Origin of the sequence: Streptomyces sp. TRM64462 (genome assembly GCF_013362995.1) — a bacterium.
In the GTDB taxonomy this organism is placed as follows: Bacteria; Actinomycetota; Actinomycetes; order Streptomycetales; family Streptomycetaceae; genus Streptomyces.
The window spans coordinates 1-16579 of the sequence record NZ_JABWDV010000457.1 but is presented as its reverse complement, the minus strand read 5'-3'; the positions used below and the strand labels follow the sequence as shown (position 1 = coordinate 16579).

General features: G+C 70.6%; 13 protein-coding genes. 3 read left to right on the top strand and 10 right to left on the bottom strand.

The window, feature by feature from the left end:
* The 3 genes from HTZ82_RS29925 to HTZ82_RS29915 all read right to left on the bottom strand — a co-directional run.
* Positions 1-776: aromatic ring-hydroxylating dioxygenase subunit alpha (locus tag HTZ82_RS29925; RefSeq protein WP_175412531.1), on the bottom strand; the 776-nt coding region annotated here is incomplete at its 3' end.
* A gap of 20 nt (positions 777-796) precedes the next feature.
* The gene (gene solA, locus HTZ82_RS29920) at positions 797-1945 is read right to left on the bottom strand and encodes an N-methyl-L-tryptophan oxidase (protein ID WP_175412530.1); all 1149 of its coding nucleotides are present in this window, start codon (positions 1943-1945) and stop codon (positions 797-799) included.
* Positions 1946-2128: 183 nt separating this feature from the next.
* On the bottom strand, positions 2129-3214 hold the full coding sequence (locus tag HTZ82_RS29915) for an S-(hydroxymethyl)mycothiol dehydrogenase (protein WP_175412529.1): 1086 nt from the start codon (positions 3212-3214) through the stop codon (positions 2129-2131).
* Between the two features lie 404 nt (positions 3215-3618).
* Here HTZ82_RS29915 and purU point away from each other — a divergent pair, with 404 nt between their 5' ends.
* Positions 3619-4491: a formyltetrahydrofolate deformylase gene (purU, locus tag HTZ82_RS29910; protein ID WP_175412528.1), complete on the top strand. Its 873-nt coding sequence runs from the start codon at positions 3619-3621 to the stop codon at positions 4489-4491.
* 49 nt (positions 4492-4540) lie between these two features.
* A complete protein-coding gene (locus HTZ82_RS29905) occupies positions 4541-5338 on the top strand; it encodes an IclR family transcriptional regulator (RefSeq protein ID WP_175412527.1) in 798 nt (265 codons plus the stop codon).
* 16 nt (positions 5339-5354) lie between these two features.
* Here the strand turns inward: HTZ82_RS29905 and folP are convergent, their stop codons facing one another.
* The 6 genes from folP to HTZ82_RS29875 all read right to left on the bottom strand — a co-directional run bounded on the left by folP (position 5355) and on the right by HTZ82_RS29875 (position 14845).
* Positions 5355-6275, bottom strand: coding sequence for a dihydropteroate synthase (gene folP / locus HTZ82_RS29900; RefSeq protein WP_309235776.1), 921 nt, complete (start codon positions 6273-6275; stop codon positions 5355-5357).
* A 126-nt stretch (positions 6276-6401) separates the two neighbouring features.
* Complete coding sequence (locus HTZ82_RS29895) at positions 6402-7004, bottom strand: sarcosine oxidase subunit gamma (RefSeq protein ID WP_175412526.1); 603 nt, start codon at positions 7002-7004, stop codon at positions 6402-6404.
* A complete protein-coding gene (locus HTZ82_RS29890; RefSeq protein WP_175412525.1) occupies positions 6997-10245 on the bottom strand; it encodes a sarcosine oxidase subunit alpha family protein in 3249 nt (1082 codons plus the stop codon). The genes HTZ82_RS29895 and HTZ82_RS29890 overlap by 8 nt, the downstream gene beginning before the upstream one ends.
* Positions 10246-10257: 12 nt before the next feature.
* Positions 10258-11490 carry a sarcosine oxidase subunit beta family protein gene (locus HTZ82_RS29885; protein WP_175412524.1) on the bottom strand — a complete coding sequence of 411 codons (1233 nt, stop codon included), beginning with the start codon at positions 11488-11490 and terminating at the stop codon, positions 10258-10260.
* A gap of 34 nt (positions 11491-11524) precedes the next feature.
* Positions 11525-12385, bottom strand: a complete 861-nt coding sequence (locus HTZ82_RS29880) for a bifunctional methylenetetrahydrofolate dehydrogenase/methenyltetrahydrofolate cyclohydrolase (RefSeq protein WP_175412523.1) — start codon at positions 12383-12385, stop codon at positions 11525-11527.
* Between the two features lie 21 nt (positions 12386-12406).
* Positions 12407-14845: an FAD-dependent oxidoreductase gene (locus HTZ82_RS29875; RefSeq protein WP_175412522.1), complete on the bottom strand. Its 2439-nt coding sequence runs from the start codon at positions 14843-14845 to the stop codon at positions 12407-12409.
* 363 nt (positions 14846-15208) lie between these two features.
* Between HTZ82_RS29875 and HTZ82_RS29870 the strand changes: the two genes are divergently transcribed.
* Positions 15209-15955, top strand: a complete 747-nt coding sequence (locus HTZ82_RS29870; protein ID WP_175412532.1) for an IclR family transcriptional regulator — start codon at positions 15209-15211, stop codon at positions 15953-15955.
* On the opposite strand, the gene HTZ82_RS29865 is transcribed toward HTZ82_RS29870, so the two are convergent.
* On the bottom strand, positions 15927-16579 hold a 653-nt coding region (locus HTZ82_RS29865; RefSeq protein WP_254712210.1), incomplete at its 5' end, for an RHO alpha subunit C-terminal catalytic domain-containing protein. The genes HTZ82_RS29870 and HTZ82_RS29865 overlap by 29 nt on opposite strands.

The following is a 16579-nucleotide window of genomic DNA, read 5'->3' as shown; positions in this document are numbered from 1 at the left end:
ACGCCCGGGATGCGGTCCAGGCCCTCGGAGCCGTCGACGGTGAAGCCCTGGACGTCCTCACCGAACTCCGCGCCGTGACCCACGTAGTACTGGGCGGCGTATCCGTCCGCGAACTCAGGGAGCACCTCGGTGAGTTCGGGGTGAATCGTGGCGCAGTGGTAGCACTCCATGAAGTTCTCGATGATGAGCTTCCAGTTCGCCTTCACGTCGTAGGTGATCCGCTTGCCGACGGAGAGGTTCTCGATGCCGTAGCGCTCGATCGACTCGAGGTCGCCGAGCCGCTCGACGACCGCGCCCTGCACGTCCGCCTCGAAGGACGGCGGGCTGTCGGCGAGGCACACCCACACATAGCCGAGCCACTCCCGCACATGGACGTTGATCAGGCCGTACTCGGTCCGGTCGATGTCCGGCATCGAGGTGAGGTTGGGCGCGGCGACCAGCTTGCCGTCCAGGCCGTAGGTCCAGGCGTGGTAGGGGCACTGGAAGGCACGCTTGACCTCGCCGGACTCCTCGGTGCACAGCTTGGCGCCGCGGTGCCGGCAGATGTTGAGGAACGCCTTGATCGAGCCGTCCCGCGAACGGGAGATCAGCACGCTCTCGCGGCCCACCTGGTAGGTGCGGAAGGCACCGGGCTTGTCCAGTTCGGCGGCGCGGGCCACGCAGAACCACATGGCCTCGAAGACCCGCTTCTGCTCCTGGGCGAAGACCTCGGGGTCGGTGTAGTACTCGCCGGACAGCGTGGGGATCAGGCTGGGCGGCAGGTTCGTGATGGTCATCGTGTCACCTTCGGATGATGTCAGACGCGCACGCGGCGGGGGTCGAACAGGGCGATGGGGTGGGCGGTGGTGCCTTCGATTGCGAGGTCGGCGAGGATCTCGCCGATGACGGGGACGAACTTGAACCCATGGCCGGAGAAGCCGCAGGCCACCGTTACCTGCGGACACTCGGGATGCCGGGCGACGACGAAGTGCTCGTCCGGGGTGTTGGCGTACATGCAGGCCGCGCCTTTGAGGTAGCGGCCGGGCAGGGTGGGGATGCGCGGGCGCAGGTACTCGGCCATGGCCGCGATCTCGTCCGGGTGGATGCGGCGGTCGAGGGTGTCGGGGTCGCAGGGGCCGCCCTTGCGGAAGAAGGCGACCTTGGCGCCACCGTCGGGGCCGTCGAGGGCGGGGAAGCCGTAGATCTGGGTGCCGTCGGGGTCCTCCCAGATGTAGACGGGGTGCCGTTCGGCGCTGAACGGGCGGGTACCGCCTTCGGGCTGGAACCAGTACATGACCTGCCGTTCCACCGCCACACGCACGCCCAGGTCGGTCAGGAGCTTCGGCGCCCACGCCCCGGGGGCGATGACAAGCCGGTCGGCGGTATAGGCGGCACGGTCGGTCACGACCCACGCCTTGCCGCCCGGTCCTTCGGCCTCCCAGCCGAGGACCATTTCCGCGAAGTGCAGGTCGGCGCCGTGGGCCCGGGCCAGGTCGAGGTGGGCGGCGACGGTCGCCTCGGGCCGGGCGATGCCCGCCTTGCGCTCGTGGAAGGCGACGTCCTCGGCCGCCGGGTTGAAGGTGGGGAAGCGGCGCCGGATGTCGGCGGCGCCCAGGACTTCGTGGTCCAGGCCCCACTCCTGGGCGCTGCGCAGGGTGCCTGCGAAGGCCTCGCTGTCCTGGCGCCCGATCATGAGACCACCGGTCTCGGTGAAGACCTCGCGCCCGGAGTCGACGGCCAGCTTCTCCCACAGTTCGCGGGCACGCAGCAGCAGGGGTACGTACGCCGGGTGCTCGAAGTACGCCTGCCGGTAGATACGGGAACCGCCGTGGCTGGAGCCTTGGTTGTGGGCCGGCCCGAAGCGCTCGATGCCGAGCACGCGCTGACCGCGGGCGGCGAGGTGACAGGCGGCCGCGCTGCCCATCCCGCCGAGGCCGACGACGATCACGTCGTACGAAGTGGCCATGTGTCCATCTCCTCGGAATCTTGCCGATAACGGTGTGGTGCCGCCGGCACCCGGGCCCCTTCGGCGCCGGATGCGCGACATCTCAGGGCCGCACGTCGGTGTCGTGCGCGGCGTCGATCACGAGGACCTCCTCGGCGTCCAGTTCGAGGGTGCCGGAGGTGACGGGGCGCTCGACGCGCGCGGTCACAGGACCACGACCGAACGCAGCGCGTCGCCCTGGTGCATCGTGGCGAACGCGGCTTCCACGTCGTCCAGGCTGATCGTCTCGGTGACGAAGTCGCCCAGGTCGAAGCGGCCCTGGAGGTAGAGATCGATCAGGGCGGGGAAGTCCCGGGAGGGCAGGCAGTCGCCGTACCAGGAGGACTTCACTGCCCCGCCGCGGCCGAAGACGTCCAGCAGGGGCAGGTCGAGGGTCAGCTCGGGAGTGGGGACGCCGACCAGGACGGCGGTGCCGGCCAGGTCGCGGGCGTAGAAGGCCTGCTTGAAGGTCTCGGGGCGGCCGACCGCGTCCACGACGACGTCGGCGCCGAAACCGCCGGTCAGCTCGCGGATCGCCGCGACCGCGTCGGTCCGGGAGGAGTCGACGGTGTCGGTGGCACCGAACTGCTCGGCCCACTTCAGCTTCCGCTCGTCGACGTCGACGGCGATGATCCGGCCGGCACCGGCCACCTTGGCGCCCGCGATCGCGGCCATGCCGACGCCGCCGCAGCCGATCACCGCGATCGAGTCGCCGCGGCCCACGCCGCCGGTGTTGACCGCGGCACCGAACCCGGCCATCACCCCGCAGCCGAGCAGGCCGGCCGCGGCGGGCGAGGCGGCCGGGGCGACCTTGGTGCACTGGCCTGCGGCGACCAGTGTCATCTCGGCGAAGGCGCCGATGCCGAGTGCTGGGGAGAGCGGGGTGCCGTCGGCCAGGGTCATCGGCTGGGTGGCGTTGTGGGTGGCGAAGCAGTACCACGGCTTGCCCTTGCTACAGGCCCGGCACGTACCGCAGACAGCACGCCAGTTGAGGACGACGAAGTCGCCGGGCGCGACGTCGGTGACGCCTTCGCCGACCGACTCGACGACACCGGCCGCCTCGTGGCCGAGCAGGAAGGGGAACTCGTCGTTGATTCCGCCCTCCCGATAGTGCAGGTCGGTGTGGCAGACACCGCAGGCCTGCACCCGCACCAGCGCCTCACCGGGGCCGGGGTCCGGCACCAGGACGGTCTCCACCGAGACCGGTGCGCCCTTCTGGCGGGCGACGACGGCGCGTACCTCGTGTGTCACGGTCGATCTCCTCGTCGGGGGACGGCCGAATGCGATCTCCGGGATCTTCGGCCTGATGTTCTGGATGGCGAGAGGACGTCGATCGCTCCCCGGAGCGATCGGCCGGGAGGGAGAGAACGTCACCCCGGCCCGGGTGAGACCGGGGACCGAGGCCGAGGTTGCGAACTACGCAACCTTCATCGTCATAAGCAACGACCGACCAAACTGTCTCCCTACGGACACCCACTGTCAAGGGGTTGTCCGAGCCGTCTCCGCCGCGGCGTGGGCGGTCGACGAGGAGATCTCGGAGCACCTGGGCCAGTTCCGCCGGGTCACCCCTTGACCACGCGGCCACGCCCATTCGATTATGTTGCGCATAGCTCACCGTGTTGCGTAGTTCGCACCACCGACCGACGGAGGAAGGCATGTCTCCTCGACCGCGGCCCGGCCGTGAGTTCGTCCTCACCCTGTCCTGCCCCGACCAGGCCGGCCTCGTCCACGCAGTGGCCGCCTTTCTCGTGAGCCACTCCGGCAACATCCTGGAGAGCCGGCAGTTCGACGACCGGCTGCAGGACCGCTTCTTCATGCGGGTGCACTTCGACGTCTCGGACCCCGGCATCTCCCTGGAGGACCTGCGCACCGGCTTCGGTCCGGTCGGCCAGACGTACGGCATCACCTGGCAGCTGCACGACGCGTCGACGCCGACGCGCACGCTGATCATGGTGTCGAAGTTCGGCCACTGCCTGAACGACCTGCTGTTCCGCAAGTCCACGGGCGCGCTCAACATCGAGATCCCGGCGATCGTCTCCAACCACCGCGACTTCGAGCCGCTGGCGCAGAGCTACGGCATCCCCTTCCACCACATCCCGGTGACCAAGGACACCAAGGCCGAGGCCGAGGCGCGGCTGCTGGAGCTGGTGCGCGAGCTGGACGTCGATCTGGTGGTACTGGCCCGCTATATGCAGATCCTCTCCGACGACCTGTGCAAGCAGCTCGACGGCAAGGCCATCAACATCCACCACTCGTTCCTGCCGAGCTTCAAGGGCGCCCGGCCGTACGTCCAGGCGCACCAGCGCGGCGTGAAGCTCGTCGGGGCGACGGCGCACTACGTCACGCCCGACCTCGACGAGGGCCCGATCATCGAGCAGGACGTCGTCCGCGTGGACCACTCACGCGGCCCCGACGAGCTGGTCACCATCGGCCGCGACGTCGAGGCTCGGGTACTCGCCCGCGCCGTGGAGTGGCACAGCGAGAGCCGCGTGCTGGTGAACGGACGCTGCACCGTGGTCTTCCGCTGACGAGCAGACAGCCCTCCCCGCGCATCGATGATTTGCGTATAGTTGCGCTATGAGCAACTACGCCGCAGACAGCGAAACAGCGGGCCCGGCGGTGAGCGGTGTGCAGTCCGTCGACCGCGCCGTCAGCGTCCTGGAGATCCTCGCCCAGCGCGGCGAGGCGGGCGTCAGCGAGGTGGCCGCCGAGATCGACGTCCACAAGTCGACCGCCTTCCGTCTGCTCGGGGCGCTGGAGGCGCGCGGCCTGGTCGAGCAGACGACCGAGCGGGGCAAGTACCGGCTGGGCTTCGGGATCGTACGCCTGGCCGGCGCGGTCACCGGCCGCCTCGACGTCACCCAGCAGGGCCGGCCCGTGTGCGAGCGGCTCAGCGAGGAGATCGGCGAAACCGTCAACATCGCCGTCCTTCAGGAGCACTACGCCGTCAACCTGTATCAGGTACGCGGCCCTGGCGCCGTCGGCACCCACAACTGGGTCGGTCAGCTCACTCCCTTGTACGCCACTTCGAGCGGCAAGATCCTGCTGGCCCATCTGACGGAGAAGGGGCGCGCCCGCGTGCTCGCGGAGTCGGGGGTGCAGAAGCTGACGCCGCACACCCTGACGGCCAGGACGAAGCTGGAGAAGGACCTCGCCGAGTCGCGGGAGCGCGGGTACGCGGTGGCGCTGGAGGAACTCGAGATCGGACTGCACGCCGTCGCGGCGCCGATCCGGTCCCGCGAGGGCGAGGTCATCGCCGCGCTCAGCGCCTCCGGCCCCACCTACCGCTTCACCGAGGAACGCATCCGCGCCGTCGCACCCGTGCTGATCAGCGGCGCGGAGGAGATCAGTCGCCGGATGGGCTGTCTGGGCTGAGGCTCCATGGACGCGCTCAGCCCGGCGGCGACCCCACGGGCGCCGGCACCTCGGCTCCCCAACGCGCCGTCACGCGTACCGCGTCAGCCGTGGAGACGACGTCGTGCACACGCAGGCACCAGACACCCTGTGCGGCGGCCAGCACGGACACAGCCGTCGTCGCGGCATCGCGCAGCCGTGCGGGGCGGGGTTCTCCTGTAGTCCGGTCCGCCAGCAGGCTGCCCAGGAACGACTTGCGTGACGCTCCCACGAGGACGGGATGTCCCAGGGCCATGACGTCCCCGAGGCGGCCCAGCAGCTGCCAGTTGTGGTCGGGCGTCTTGGCGAAGCCGAGCCCGGGGTCGACGACCAGGCGGCCGGGCCGTATCCCCGCCGCCAGCGCGGCGTCGATCCTCAGCCGCAGTTCGTCGACCACATCGGTGACGACGTCGGCGTAGCGGGCGTTCGCCTGCATGCCGGCGGAGTGCCCTCGCCAGTGCATCAGCACGTACGGCAGGTCGGCCCGGGCCATCAGCGGCAGCATCGCCGGGTCGGCGAGCCCCCCTGAGACGTCGTTGACCAGCCGCGCGCCTGCGTCCAGGGCGCGGGCGGCGACCTCGGCCCGCATGGTGTCGACGCTCACGACCGCGCCTGCCGCGGCGAGTTCCCGGACGACCGGCAGCACGCGCCGCAGCTCCTCATCGGCCGTCGGGCGTGCGGCGCCGGGACGGGTCGACTCGCCGCCCACGTCCACGATGTCCGCACCCTGTGCGAGCAGCGCGAGTCCGTGCGCGACGGCCGCGTCCGCGGTGAACGAGAGCCCGCCGTCGGAGAACGAGTCCGGGGTGACGTTCACGACGCCCATGACCAGCGTCCGGCCGGGCCGCGGCAGCCCGTGCGGGTGGATACCGGGCGTGCCCGGGTGGGGAGAGGTGGTGGCGTGAGCCGTGACGGTCACAGGAGTCCAGCCTTCGAACGTACGACGATGACGACGATGAGGTACTGCGCGAAGCCCTGTGGGAGCCCCTCGGCGGAGCTCCCACAGGGACGGGCGAACCCGCCCGTGTCACTCGGGCGTGCTCCGTCAGACGTATTCCGTCGCCGCGTCGAGCAGCCAGTCCGCCAGATAGCCGGCGAACGTCGAGCGCACCAGGACCCAGAACCCGGCCCTCGGATCGTCCCGGGCGACCAGGACGACCTGTGTGCGGCCCAGCGTCGTCTGGGCGCAGCGTCCGGCACCGAAGACCCGCGGGTGCAGGTCCAGCGAGCAGCCGTGCGCCAGCAGGTCACGCGCGCGCGGGCCCGTGACCAGGAGCGTGGTGCGCTGCGCGGAGACGTCGAGCACGGAGACGAACTCGTCGCCCGCGGCCTGACGGATCCTGCTCTCCAGTTCCCGCTCGCTGCCCGGCGGCCCCACCAGCAGCCACTCGTCCGGGCCGAGCCACAGCGCGGTCAACTCCCCCGCGCGGACCACGGTGTTCGGCTGGAGCGGCAGTTGCAGGTCCAGGGCGAGCCCGACGGCTTCCGCCGCCGCTCCCTTGGCATCCATGCGCACGGTGAGCTGGGCCAGGAAGGGAAGCTCGGCCAGCCGGACCGCGCCCCGGGACGTACGGGTCGCGGCGGCCAGGTGGTCCGCGACCCGCGACAGCGGGCTGCGGAGCGGGGCGGTAAGGGCGGTCTTAGCCATCGCGGCGGGCTCCCTCGGGGTCGTAGAGGACGGGGCCGGCAACAGTCACCGGGACCAGTTGGTCGCCCACGGGGGCGTACAGCCGCTCGCCGATGCGGTCCCGGCCGCCCTTGATCAGGGCGAGCGCGAACGTCCGGCCGAGTGCGGCGCTGCGGTAGCTGGACGTGACATGGCCGAGCATGGGGACGGGCGGGGCCGGCAGCACACCGTCGGCGACCAGGTGGGTGCCCTCCGGGAGGAGGGTGCCCGGGTCCTCGGGGAGCAGGCCGACCAGGTGCTTGCGGTCGGGGCGGGACGTGTCGGCGCGGGCGAAGGACCGCTTGCCGACGAAGTCCGGCTTCTTCTTCGACACCACCCAGCTCATGCCGAGGTCCTGGGGGGTGACGGTGCCGTCGGTGTCCTGGCCGATGATCGGGTAGCCCTTCTCGGCGCGCAGGACGTGCATGGTCTCCGTGCCGTACGGGGTGATGCCGTAGGGGGCGCCGGCCTCGTACACGGCCTCCCACAGGGCGAGTGCCCGCCACGGTGACACATTGATCTCGAAGGCGAGTTCGCCGGAGAAGCTGATCCGGCAGACCCGGGCCTCGATGCCCGCGACGTTCGTCTCCCGCCAGGCCATGAAGGGGAAGTCGTCGTTGGTCACGGCGAGTTCGGGTGCGAGCGCGGCGAGGACCTCGCGGGACTTCGGACCGACCAGGGCCACCGTGGCCCACTGCTCGGTCACGGAGGTGCAGTGGACCTTCAGTTCGGGCCACTCGGTCTGGAGCCACTCCTCCATCCAGTCGAGTACGGCGGCGGCGTTGCCCGTCGTCGTGGTGACCAGGAAGCGGTCAGGGGCGACGCGGATGACCGTGCCGTCGTCGAAGACCATGCCGTCCGGGCGGCACATGACGCCGTAGCGGATCATGCCGACCTTCAGGGTGCTCATCATGTTGGTGTAGAGCCGGTCCAGGAAGACACCGGCGTCCGGGCCCTGTACGTCGATCTTGCCGAGGGTGGAGGCGTCCATGAAGCCCACGCTCTCGCGGGTCGCCCGGCACTCACGCAGCACGGCGGCTTCCATGTCCTCGCCGTCCTGCGGGTAGTACCAGGGGCGCTTCCACTGGCCGACGTTCTCGAACAGGGCGCCGTGCGCGACATGCCACTCGTGGAGGGCGGTCGTACGGACCGGGTCGCTCAGCGCACCCCGGTCGCGGCCCGCGAGGGCGGCGAAGGAGACCGGCGTGTACGGCGGGCGGAACGTGGTCGTGCCGAGCGCCGAGATGTCCACGCCGAGCAGTTCGGCGACGACGCCGCTCGCCAGGACGCCGGAGGTCTTGCCCTGGTCGTTGGCGGTGCCGGCCGTGGTGTAGCGCTTGGTGTGCTCGACCGAGCGCAGGCCGGCGCCGGTCGCGCGGGCCAGGTCGTCGACGGTGACATCGCGCTGGAGGTCGACGAAACGGGGGCCTTCCGCGTCGCCCGGGACGACGTACACGTGCATCGGCGGCGTCTGCCGTGGCTGCGCGGGCACGTCCGGGAGACGGGGTGCCTCGGGCGGGTAGCCCTCGGCCTCGACGGCGCGGGCACCCGCGGCGGCACCCTGGGCCAGGACGGTGGCCGGGTCGAGGACACCGCTCGCGCCGCCGACGACCTCGACCGCCTGCCGGGTGGCGTCGGGGACGAAGGAGCCCAGCGTGTCGTCGTAGCGCAGCTTGCCGCCCGACTGGCTGAACAGGTGCGCCACCGGATTCCAGCCACCGGAGACCAGCAGCAGGTCGGCGGCGAACTCCCGCCGCCCCGCGGACTCTCCGTACGGCGCGACGATCACGGCGGTGAGGCGGGCCTCGCCCTCCGTGCCGGTGACAGCGTGGCCGGCCAGCACCTCGATGCCGGCCGCCCTCGCGCGCTCGGCCCACTCCCCCGGTTCGGGGCGGGTGTCGACGATCGCCGTGATGGCCAGGCCTGCGGTGGCGAGGTCCAGCGCCGCCGCGTAGGCGCTGTCGTTGGTCGTGAAGACGACCGCGTGGCGGCCGGGCAGGGCGCCGTGGCGGTTGACGTGGGTGCGGGCCGAGGAGGCCAGCATCACTCCGGGGCGGTCGTTGTCCGCGAAGGCCAGCGAGCGCTCGTGGGCGCCGGTGGCGAGGACGACCCGTCGGGCGCGGATGCGCCAGACGCGTTCGCGGGAGACGTTCTCGGGGGCGCCGGCGCCGAGGTGGTTGGTGCGGCGCTCGACGGCGAGCAGGTGGTTGTCGTCGTAGTAGCCGAAGACGGTGGTGCGGGGCAGGACGCGGACCTCGGGGGCGGCGTCGAGCTGCTCCGTCACCTCCCGCACCCAGTCGAGGTGTTCGGCCGTGCCGAGGAGGCTGCCGCCGGGCTCCGGCTGGTCGTCGGCGACGATGACACGGGCGCCGCTGTTCGCTGCCGCTGCCGCGGCCGCGAGGCCGGCCGGGCCGGCGCCCACGATCAGCAGGTCGCAGTGGGCGTGTACGGCGTCGTAGCGGGCGGGGTCCGGATCGGTGGCGAGGCGGCCCTGGCCGGGGAGACTGGTCGCGACGAGGCCGTCGTAGAGCTCGACGGTCGTGGCGGGGAGCATCGGCTCCGGGAAGGGCTCCTCGATCTGGATGACCGCGTTGGGCTCTTCGACGCCGGCGGAGAAGATGCCCCGGGGGCGGCCGAGCTTGATGCTGGTGCCGACCTGGATGACGCCGTTGGCGAGGAGGGCGGAGGCGAGGGTGTCGCCGCGGAAGCCTCGGTATTCGGTGCCGTCGAAGGTGAAGGTGAGAGGGGTGTCGCGGTCGATTCGGCCGCGGGTGGGGTGGCGGAACGGCTGAAGGGGCTCCGCCCCTTCGACCCCACGAGGGTTGTCGTTCGGCTGCGGGCGGGTGGGGGCTGGTCGCGCCCACGCGGCGGAGCCGCATGTCGGCATGGCCCGCGCCCCTTCTGGGGCTGCCGCCCCAGACCCCGCTGAGACAGCCTGCCTCGGTTCAACCGTCGCCGGGCGTTCCTCCCCCGCCCTGTACACCGTCAGAATCTCGTTCGTCGACGTGTCCCGTACCGCGTTGAACCAGCGGCGGCAGCCCGCGGCGTGGCTCCAGCGCTCGGCGAAGGGGCCCTTCGGGTTGTCGCGGAAGAAGAGGTAGCGGGCCCACTCCTCGTCGGAGAGGGACGCCGGGTCCTCCGGGTAGGGCACGTGGGCCTGGCCGCCGTAGTGGAACTCGGCCTCGTCGCGGGGCCCGCACCACGGGCAGGGAATGAGCAGCATCGGTTCGGCTCCCTAGTGGGCCACCGCGGCCGCGCCGTGCTCGTCGACGAGCGCGCCGGTGGTGAAACGGTCGAGCGAGAAGGGGGCGTTGAGGGCGTGCGGGGTGTCGTGGGCGATGGTGTGGGCGTAGACCCAGCCGACGCCGGGGGTGGCCTTGAAGCCGCCCGTTCCCCAGCCGCAGTTCAGGTAGAGGTTGTCGACGGGACTGAGCCCGATGATCGGTGAGGCGTCGGGGCTGACGTCGACGATGCCGCCCCAGGTGCGGAGCACATGCGCGCGGGCGAAGACCGGGAAGAGCTCCAGGGCCGCCGCCATCTGCTCTTCGATGATGTGGAAGGCGCCGCGCTGTGTGTACGCGTTGTACGCGTCGATGCCCGCGCCCATCACCAACTCGCCCTTGTGTGCCTGGCTGACGTACACGTGGACCGCGTTGGACATCACGACCGTCGGGTGCACCGGCTCCAGGAGCTCCGAGACCAGGGCCTGCAACGGGTGGCTCTGGAGGGGGAGTTCGACGCCGGCCATGGCGGCGAGGACCGAGGTATGGCCGGCCGAGCACAGCGCGACCTTGCCGGCCGCGATGGGGCCGAGGCTGGTCTGGACGCCGACCACGCGGTTGCCGACCACGTCGAGACCGGTGACTTCGCAGTTCTGGATGATGTCGATACCCGCGGCGTCAGCCGAGCGGGCCAGTCCCCAGGCCACGTAGTCGTGCTTGGCGATGCCCGCGCGCGGCTGGTACGTGGCACCCAGGACCGGGTAGCGCACGTCCTGCGAGATGTTGACGATCGGGCAGACTTCCTTGACGCCGTCCGCGTCGAGCCACTCCGCGTCCACGCCGTTGAGGCGGTTCGCCTCCACACGGCGCACGCTGTCGCGGACGTCCTGGAGACTGTGGGCCAGGTTGAGCACGCCACGCTGGGAGAACAGGATCGGGTAGTCCAGCTCCTCCGCCAGTCCCTCCCAGAGCTTGAGGGCGTGCTCGTAGATGCCGGCGCTCTCGTCCCACAGGTAGTTGGAGCGGATGATCGTGGTGTTGCGGGCCATGTTGCCGCCCGCGAGCCAGCCCTTCTCCAGCACCGCGACATTGGTGATGCCGTGGTTCCTGGCGAGGTAGTGCGCGGTGGCGAGGCCGTGTCCGCCGCCGCCGACGATCACTACGTCGTACGACCGCTTGGGGTCGGGCGTACGCCACAGGAAGTCGGGGTGGTCGGGCAGGTCGGCGCCGGGGATGCGGGGGCTCATCGGGTGTCTCCAGCCATGGCGGTGTTCAGCGCGTTCATACGGCGGTGGCGTTCCTCTCGGCGGCCTCGACGACATTGGCGAGCAGCATCGCCCGGGTCATGGGGCCCACGCCGCCGGGCATGGGCGCGATCCAGCCGGCCACCTGGGCGGCGTCCGGGTGGATGTCGCCGACCAGGCCCTGGTCGGTGCGGGTGATGCCGACGTCCAGGACCGCCGCGCCGGGGCGCAGCATGTCCTTGGTGACCAGTCCGGGCGAGCCGGCGGCGGCGATGACGATGTCCGCCTCGCGCACGTGCCAGGCCAGGCCCTTGGTGCCGGTGTGGCAGAGGGTCACGGTGGCGTTCTCGGACCGACGGGTCAGCAGGAGGCCGATGGGACGGCCGACCGTGATGCCGCGTCCGATCACGCACACCCGCGCGCCCGCGATGGGCACCTCGTAGCGGCGGAGCAGTTCGACGATGCCGCGCGGGGTGCAGGGCAGCGGGGCCTCGACTCCGAGGACGAGCCGGCCGAGGTTGACGGGGTGCAGGCCGTCGGCGTCCTTGGCCGGGTCCATGCGTTCCAGTACGGCGTTGGCGTCCAGGTGGCGCGGCAACGGGAGCTGGACGATGTAGCCGGTGCAGGCCGGGTCGGCGTTGAGCTCGTCGATCGTCTCCTCGACCTGCTGCTGCGACGCGTCGGCGGGCAGGTCCCGGCGAAGGGAGGCGATGCCCACCTGGGCGCAGTCGCGGTGCTTTCCGGCGACGTAGGCGTGGCTGCCGGGATCGTCACCGACCAGAACGGTGCCGAGCCCGGGCGGGCGGCCGGTGGTCGCGGTCAACTTGGCTACTCGCTCGGTGAGTTCGCGACGGATGTCGGCGGCGGTCGCCTTGCCGTCAAGGAGTTGTGCGGTCACTGGTGGCTCCTCTTCCCCAGGTCAGCCACGGAGGCGGGACATGGTCGCGTCGAACAGGGGCTCCTCGGCGACGACCGCCTCGACGCGCTGGTCGAAGTAGCCGATGTGCACGGTCGTGCCCGGGGTGGTGAGTTCCGTCGGGAGCCAGGCATAGGCGATGCCCTTGCCTATGGTGTAGCCGTAGGCGGCGCTGGTGACGTAGCCGACCGCGCGGTCACTGTCGTACACCGGCTCCTTGCCCATGACGACAGCGTGCGGATCGTCGATGGTGAGGCAGGCCAGCCTGCGCCGTACGTTCTCCTTGCGGCGCTCCAGCGCCGCCTTGCCGATGAAGTCGTCCTTGTCGAGCTTGACGGCGAAGCCGACGCCGGCCTCGTAGGGGTCGTGCTCGTAGGTCATGTCGGTGCCGAAGGAGCGGTAGCCCTTCTCCAGGCGGAGGCTGTTGAAGGCGCCGCGGCCGGCGATGACGCCGCCCAGGGGCTTCGCCGCCTGCCACAGGGTGTCCCACAGTTTCAGGCCCTGGTCGGCGGTGGTGTACAGCTCCCAGCCGAGTTCGCCGACGTACGACAGGCGCATCGCCGTCACCGGAACGCTGCCGATGTGGGCGCGCTTGGCGCGGAAGTACTTCAGGCCGTCGTTGGAGAAGTCCTCGTCCGTCAGGGGTTGCAGGACCTCGCGGGCGAGCGGGCCCCACAGGCCGATGCAGCAGGTGCCCGGGGTGATGTCGCGGACCTGGACCGTGCCGTCGGCCGGGAGGTGGCGGCTGAACCAGTCGAGGTCGAGGTTGCCGTTGGCGCCGACCTGGAAGAGGTCGCGGGCGAGGCGGGCGACGGTGACGTCGCTGCGGATGCCGCCGTCGTGGTCGAGGAGCAGGGTGTAGGTCACCGAGCCGACCGACTTGGCGACCTTGCCGGTGCACAGGCGCTCCAGGAACTCGGCGGAGCCTGGCCCGCTCACCTCAAGGCGCTTGAGGGCCGTCATGTCGTACATCGCGACGGTCTCGCGGGTGGCCTGTGCCTCGGCGCCGACGATGGGCGACCAGAACTGCGCGGCCCAGTCGTTGGGGGTGGTGATGGTGCGGCCTTCGACGAGGCGGGCGTTGGCCTCGTACCACTGCGGGCGCTCCCAGCCGCTCGCCTCCAGGAAGAAGGCGCCGTGCTCCTGCTGGCGGGTGTGGAAGGGGCTGGTGCGGATCGGGCGCGGGTCGCCGGACGGCTGCAGCGGGTGGAGGATGTCGTAGACCTCGACGAAGTTCTGGCAGTCGCGGGCCAGGACGTACTCCGGGGACAGCTGGTGCGGCTCGAAGCGGTTGACGTCGCACTCGTGCAGGTCGAAGGACGAGCAGTGGCCGTCTACCAGCCACTCGGCCATGGCCCGGCCGACGCCCGCGGAGTGGGTGACCCAGACGGCCTCCGCGACCCAGAAGCCCTTGACGTCCGGGGACTCGCCGAGCAGCGGGAAGTTGTCGGTGGTGAAGGAGAACAGCCCGTTGATGCCCTCCTCGATCTTCGCCTCGCGCGTCGCGGGGAGCAGGGACCGGGTCTCGGTCCAGGCGTCCTCGAAGTCCTCCTCGGTGAACTTCAGGATCGACGGCATCTGGTCGGCCTCGTCCACGGAGAGGATGTCGTCGGCGGAGACCGGCATCGGGCGGTGGCCGTAGGAGCCGATGCCCAGGCCGTCGAAGCGGTCGCGGTAGTAGAGGTCGGCGTCCTGGTGGCGCAGGATCGGGCGGACCGCCTCCTCCGTCTGGCCGGCGAGGGCCGGTATCGGGCCGGTCCAGGCGAGCTGGTGGGCCAGCGGGGTCAGCGGCAGGTTCATGCCGACCATGCGGGCGACCTTCGGGCCCCAGATGCCGGCGCAGCACACGACGATGTCGGCCTCCAGGTCGCCCTGGTCGGTGCGGACGCCCGTCACCTCGCCGTCGGCCCGCAGGACGTCGAGGACCTCGTGACGGGCGAGGAAGCGTACGCCGCGCTCGGTGGCCCGGCGGATCTGCGCCTCTACGGCGAGGACCGCCTTGGCGAGGCCGTCGGTCGGGACGAGGAGGCCGCCGAGGACCTTGTCACGGTCGACCAGCGGGTGCTTCTCGACGCACTCGTCGGCGGTCAGGATCCGCGACTCGATGCCCCAGGCGGTGTTCCAGCCGTGCCGGCGGTGCAGTTCGGCGAGGCGTTCCGGCGTGGTCGCCACCTCCAGTCCGCCGACCTGGAGGAAACAGGGCTTGCTGTCGACGTCGAGGGAACAGAACTTCTCGACGGTGTAGCGGGCCAGCTCCGCCATGGTCTTCGAGGAGTTCGTCTGGAAGACCAGGCCGGGGGCGTGCGAGGTCGAGCCCCCGGTGGCCGGGAGCGGCCCTTGGTCGACCACGGTCACCTCGGTCCAGCCCCGCGCCGAGATCTCGTCCGCGAGCGCCGCGCCGACGACCCCCGCTCCGATGATGACCACACGCGGTCCCGCCATCGCCGCACCTCCGGTTGAGTTGCTTTCTGCGCAACATGCTTCAGGTTGCGCAACTCAATGTGCCTGCCTCGCAGATGGGTGTCAAGAGGTCGTCGACGGCGGAGAACGCACGGGAAACGGCCCGGAAAACGGGAATGCCCGGCGGGCGGTGCGCGTCCGTGCGCACCGCCCACCGGGCATTTCGCGAAGGGCTTGCTCGATCCAGGTCTTGTCGCGCTATACGCCACAGGTTGCGAATAACGCAACCCTCGCCCTCTTGGTTTCCATGCTGTTACTTGCAGGGGCGTTGTTTACTACGCGTATAGTTTTACTGTGAGCAACTATAGCCCTGACACGGAAACGTCGAATTCGCAGGCCGGCGGCGTGCAGTCGGTCGACCGCGCCATCAGCGTCCTGGAGATCCTCGCCCAGCGTGGTGAGGCGGGCGTCAGCGAGGTGGCGGGCGAGATCGACGTCCACAAGTCCACCGCGTTCCGGCTGCTCGGCGCGCTGGAGGCGCGGGGGCTGGTGGAGCAGGCCGGCGAGCGTGGCAAGTACCGGCTCGGCTTCGGCATCGTCCGCCTGGCCGGCGCGGTCACCGGCCGTATCGACATCACCCAGCAGGGCCGCCCCGTCTGCGAGCGCCTCGCCGAGGAGATCGGCGAGACGGTCAACATCGCCGTCATGCAGGAGCACTACGCGATCAACCTGTATCAGGTACGCGGCCCGGGCGCGGTCACCGCGCACAACTGGGTCGGTCAGCTGACGCCGCTGCACGCCACTTCGAGCGGCAAGATCCTGCTGGCCCATATGCCCGCGAAGGAGCGCGCCGCGCTGCTGTCCGCCGCCGGCATGAAGAAGGTCACCCCGCATACCATCACCGCGAGGACGAAGCTCGAGAAGAACCTCGCCGAGGCGCGGGAGCGTGGCTACTCCTTCACCCTGGAGGAGCTCGAGATCGGCCTGCACGCCATGGCCGCGCCGGTCCGCAACCGGGACGGCGAGGTCATCGCGGCGCTCAGCGCCTCCGGGCCCGCGTACCGGTTCACCGAGGAGCGTCTGCACGCGCTCTCCCCCGTGCTGCTCAAGGGCGCCGAGGAGATCAGCCACCGGATGGGCTACCTGGGCTGAATCGCCCCTCAGGGGTGCCGAGGCGCTCGTTCACCCAGTCGTGGAAGGCACCGATGTGGTGCTCACTGGGCACCAGCACGCCACCCTTGGCGTACATGCGCGAGCTCATTCCGGGCTGCGTGCGCTCGCAGGCGTCGAAGTCCTGCTGATTCACCCGGTGGAAGAGTTCCACGGAACGGCTGACGTCCCTGCCGCTCTCGACGACGTGCGGGAGGTAGAGCCAGTCGCACTCGACGATCGTGCGGTCCACGGACACCGGGTACATCCGGTGGAAGATCACGTGGTCGGGGACCAGATTGATGAACACCTGCGGCCGTACGGTGATGGCGTAGTAGCGGCGGTCCTGGTCCTCGGCGACGCCCGGGATGCGGTCCAGGCCCTCGGAGCCGTCGACGGTGAAGCCCTGGACGTCCTCACCGAACTCCGCGCCGTGACCCACGTAGTACTGGGCGGCGTATCCGTCCGCGAACTCAGGGAGCACCTCGGTGAGTTCGGGGTGAATCGTGGCGCAGTGGTAGCACTCCATGAAGTTCTCGATGATGAGCTTCCAGTTCGCCTTCACGTCGTAGGTGATCCGCTTGCCGACGGAGAGGTTCTCGATGCCGTAGCGCTCGATCGACTCGA

Excerpts from the sequence above, each read along its gene's own strand:
- HTZ82_RS29885 (WP_175412524.1), bottom strand. The coding sequence starts at position 11,490 with ATGAGCCCCCGCATCCCCGGCGCCGACCTGCCCGACCACCCCGACTTC.
- HTZ82_RS29905 (WP_175412527.1), top strand. The coding sequence starts at position 4,541 with ATGAGCAACTACGCCGCAGACAGCGAAACAGCGGGCCCGGCGGTGAGC.
- HTZ82_RS29895 (WP_175412526.1), bottom strand. The coding sequence starts at position 7,004 with ATGGCTAAGACCGCCCTTACCGCCCCGCTCCGCAGCCCGCTGTCGCGG.
- HTZ82_RS29875 (WP_175412522.1), bottom strand. The coding sequence starts at position 14,845 with ATGGCGGGACCGCGTGTGGTCATCATCGGAGCGGGGGTCGTCGGCGCG.
- HTZ82_RS29890 (WP_175412525.1), bottom strand. The coding sequence starts at position 10,245 with ATGCTGCTCATTCCCTGCCCGTGGTGCGGGCCCCGCGACGAGGCCGAG.
- solA (WP_175412530.1), bottom strand. The coding sequence starts at position 1,945 with ATGGCCACTTCGTACGACGTGATCGTCGTCGGCCTCGGCGGGATGGGC.
- purU (WP_175412528.1), top strand. The coding sequence starts at position 3,619 with ATGTCTCCTCGACCGCGGCCCGGCCGTGAGTTCGTCCTCACCCTGTCC.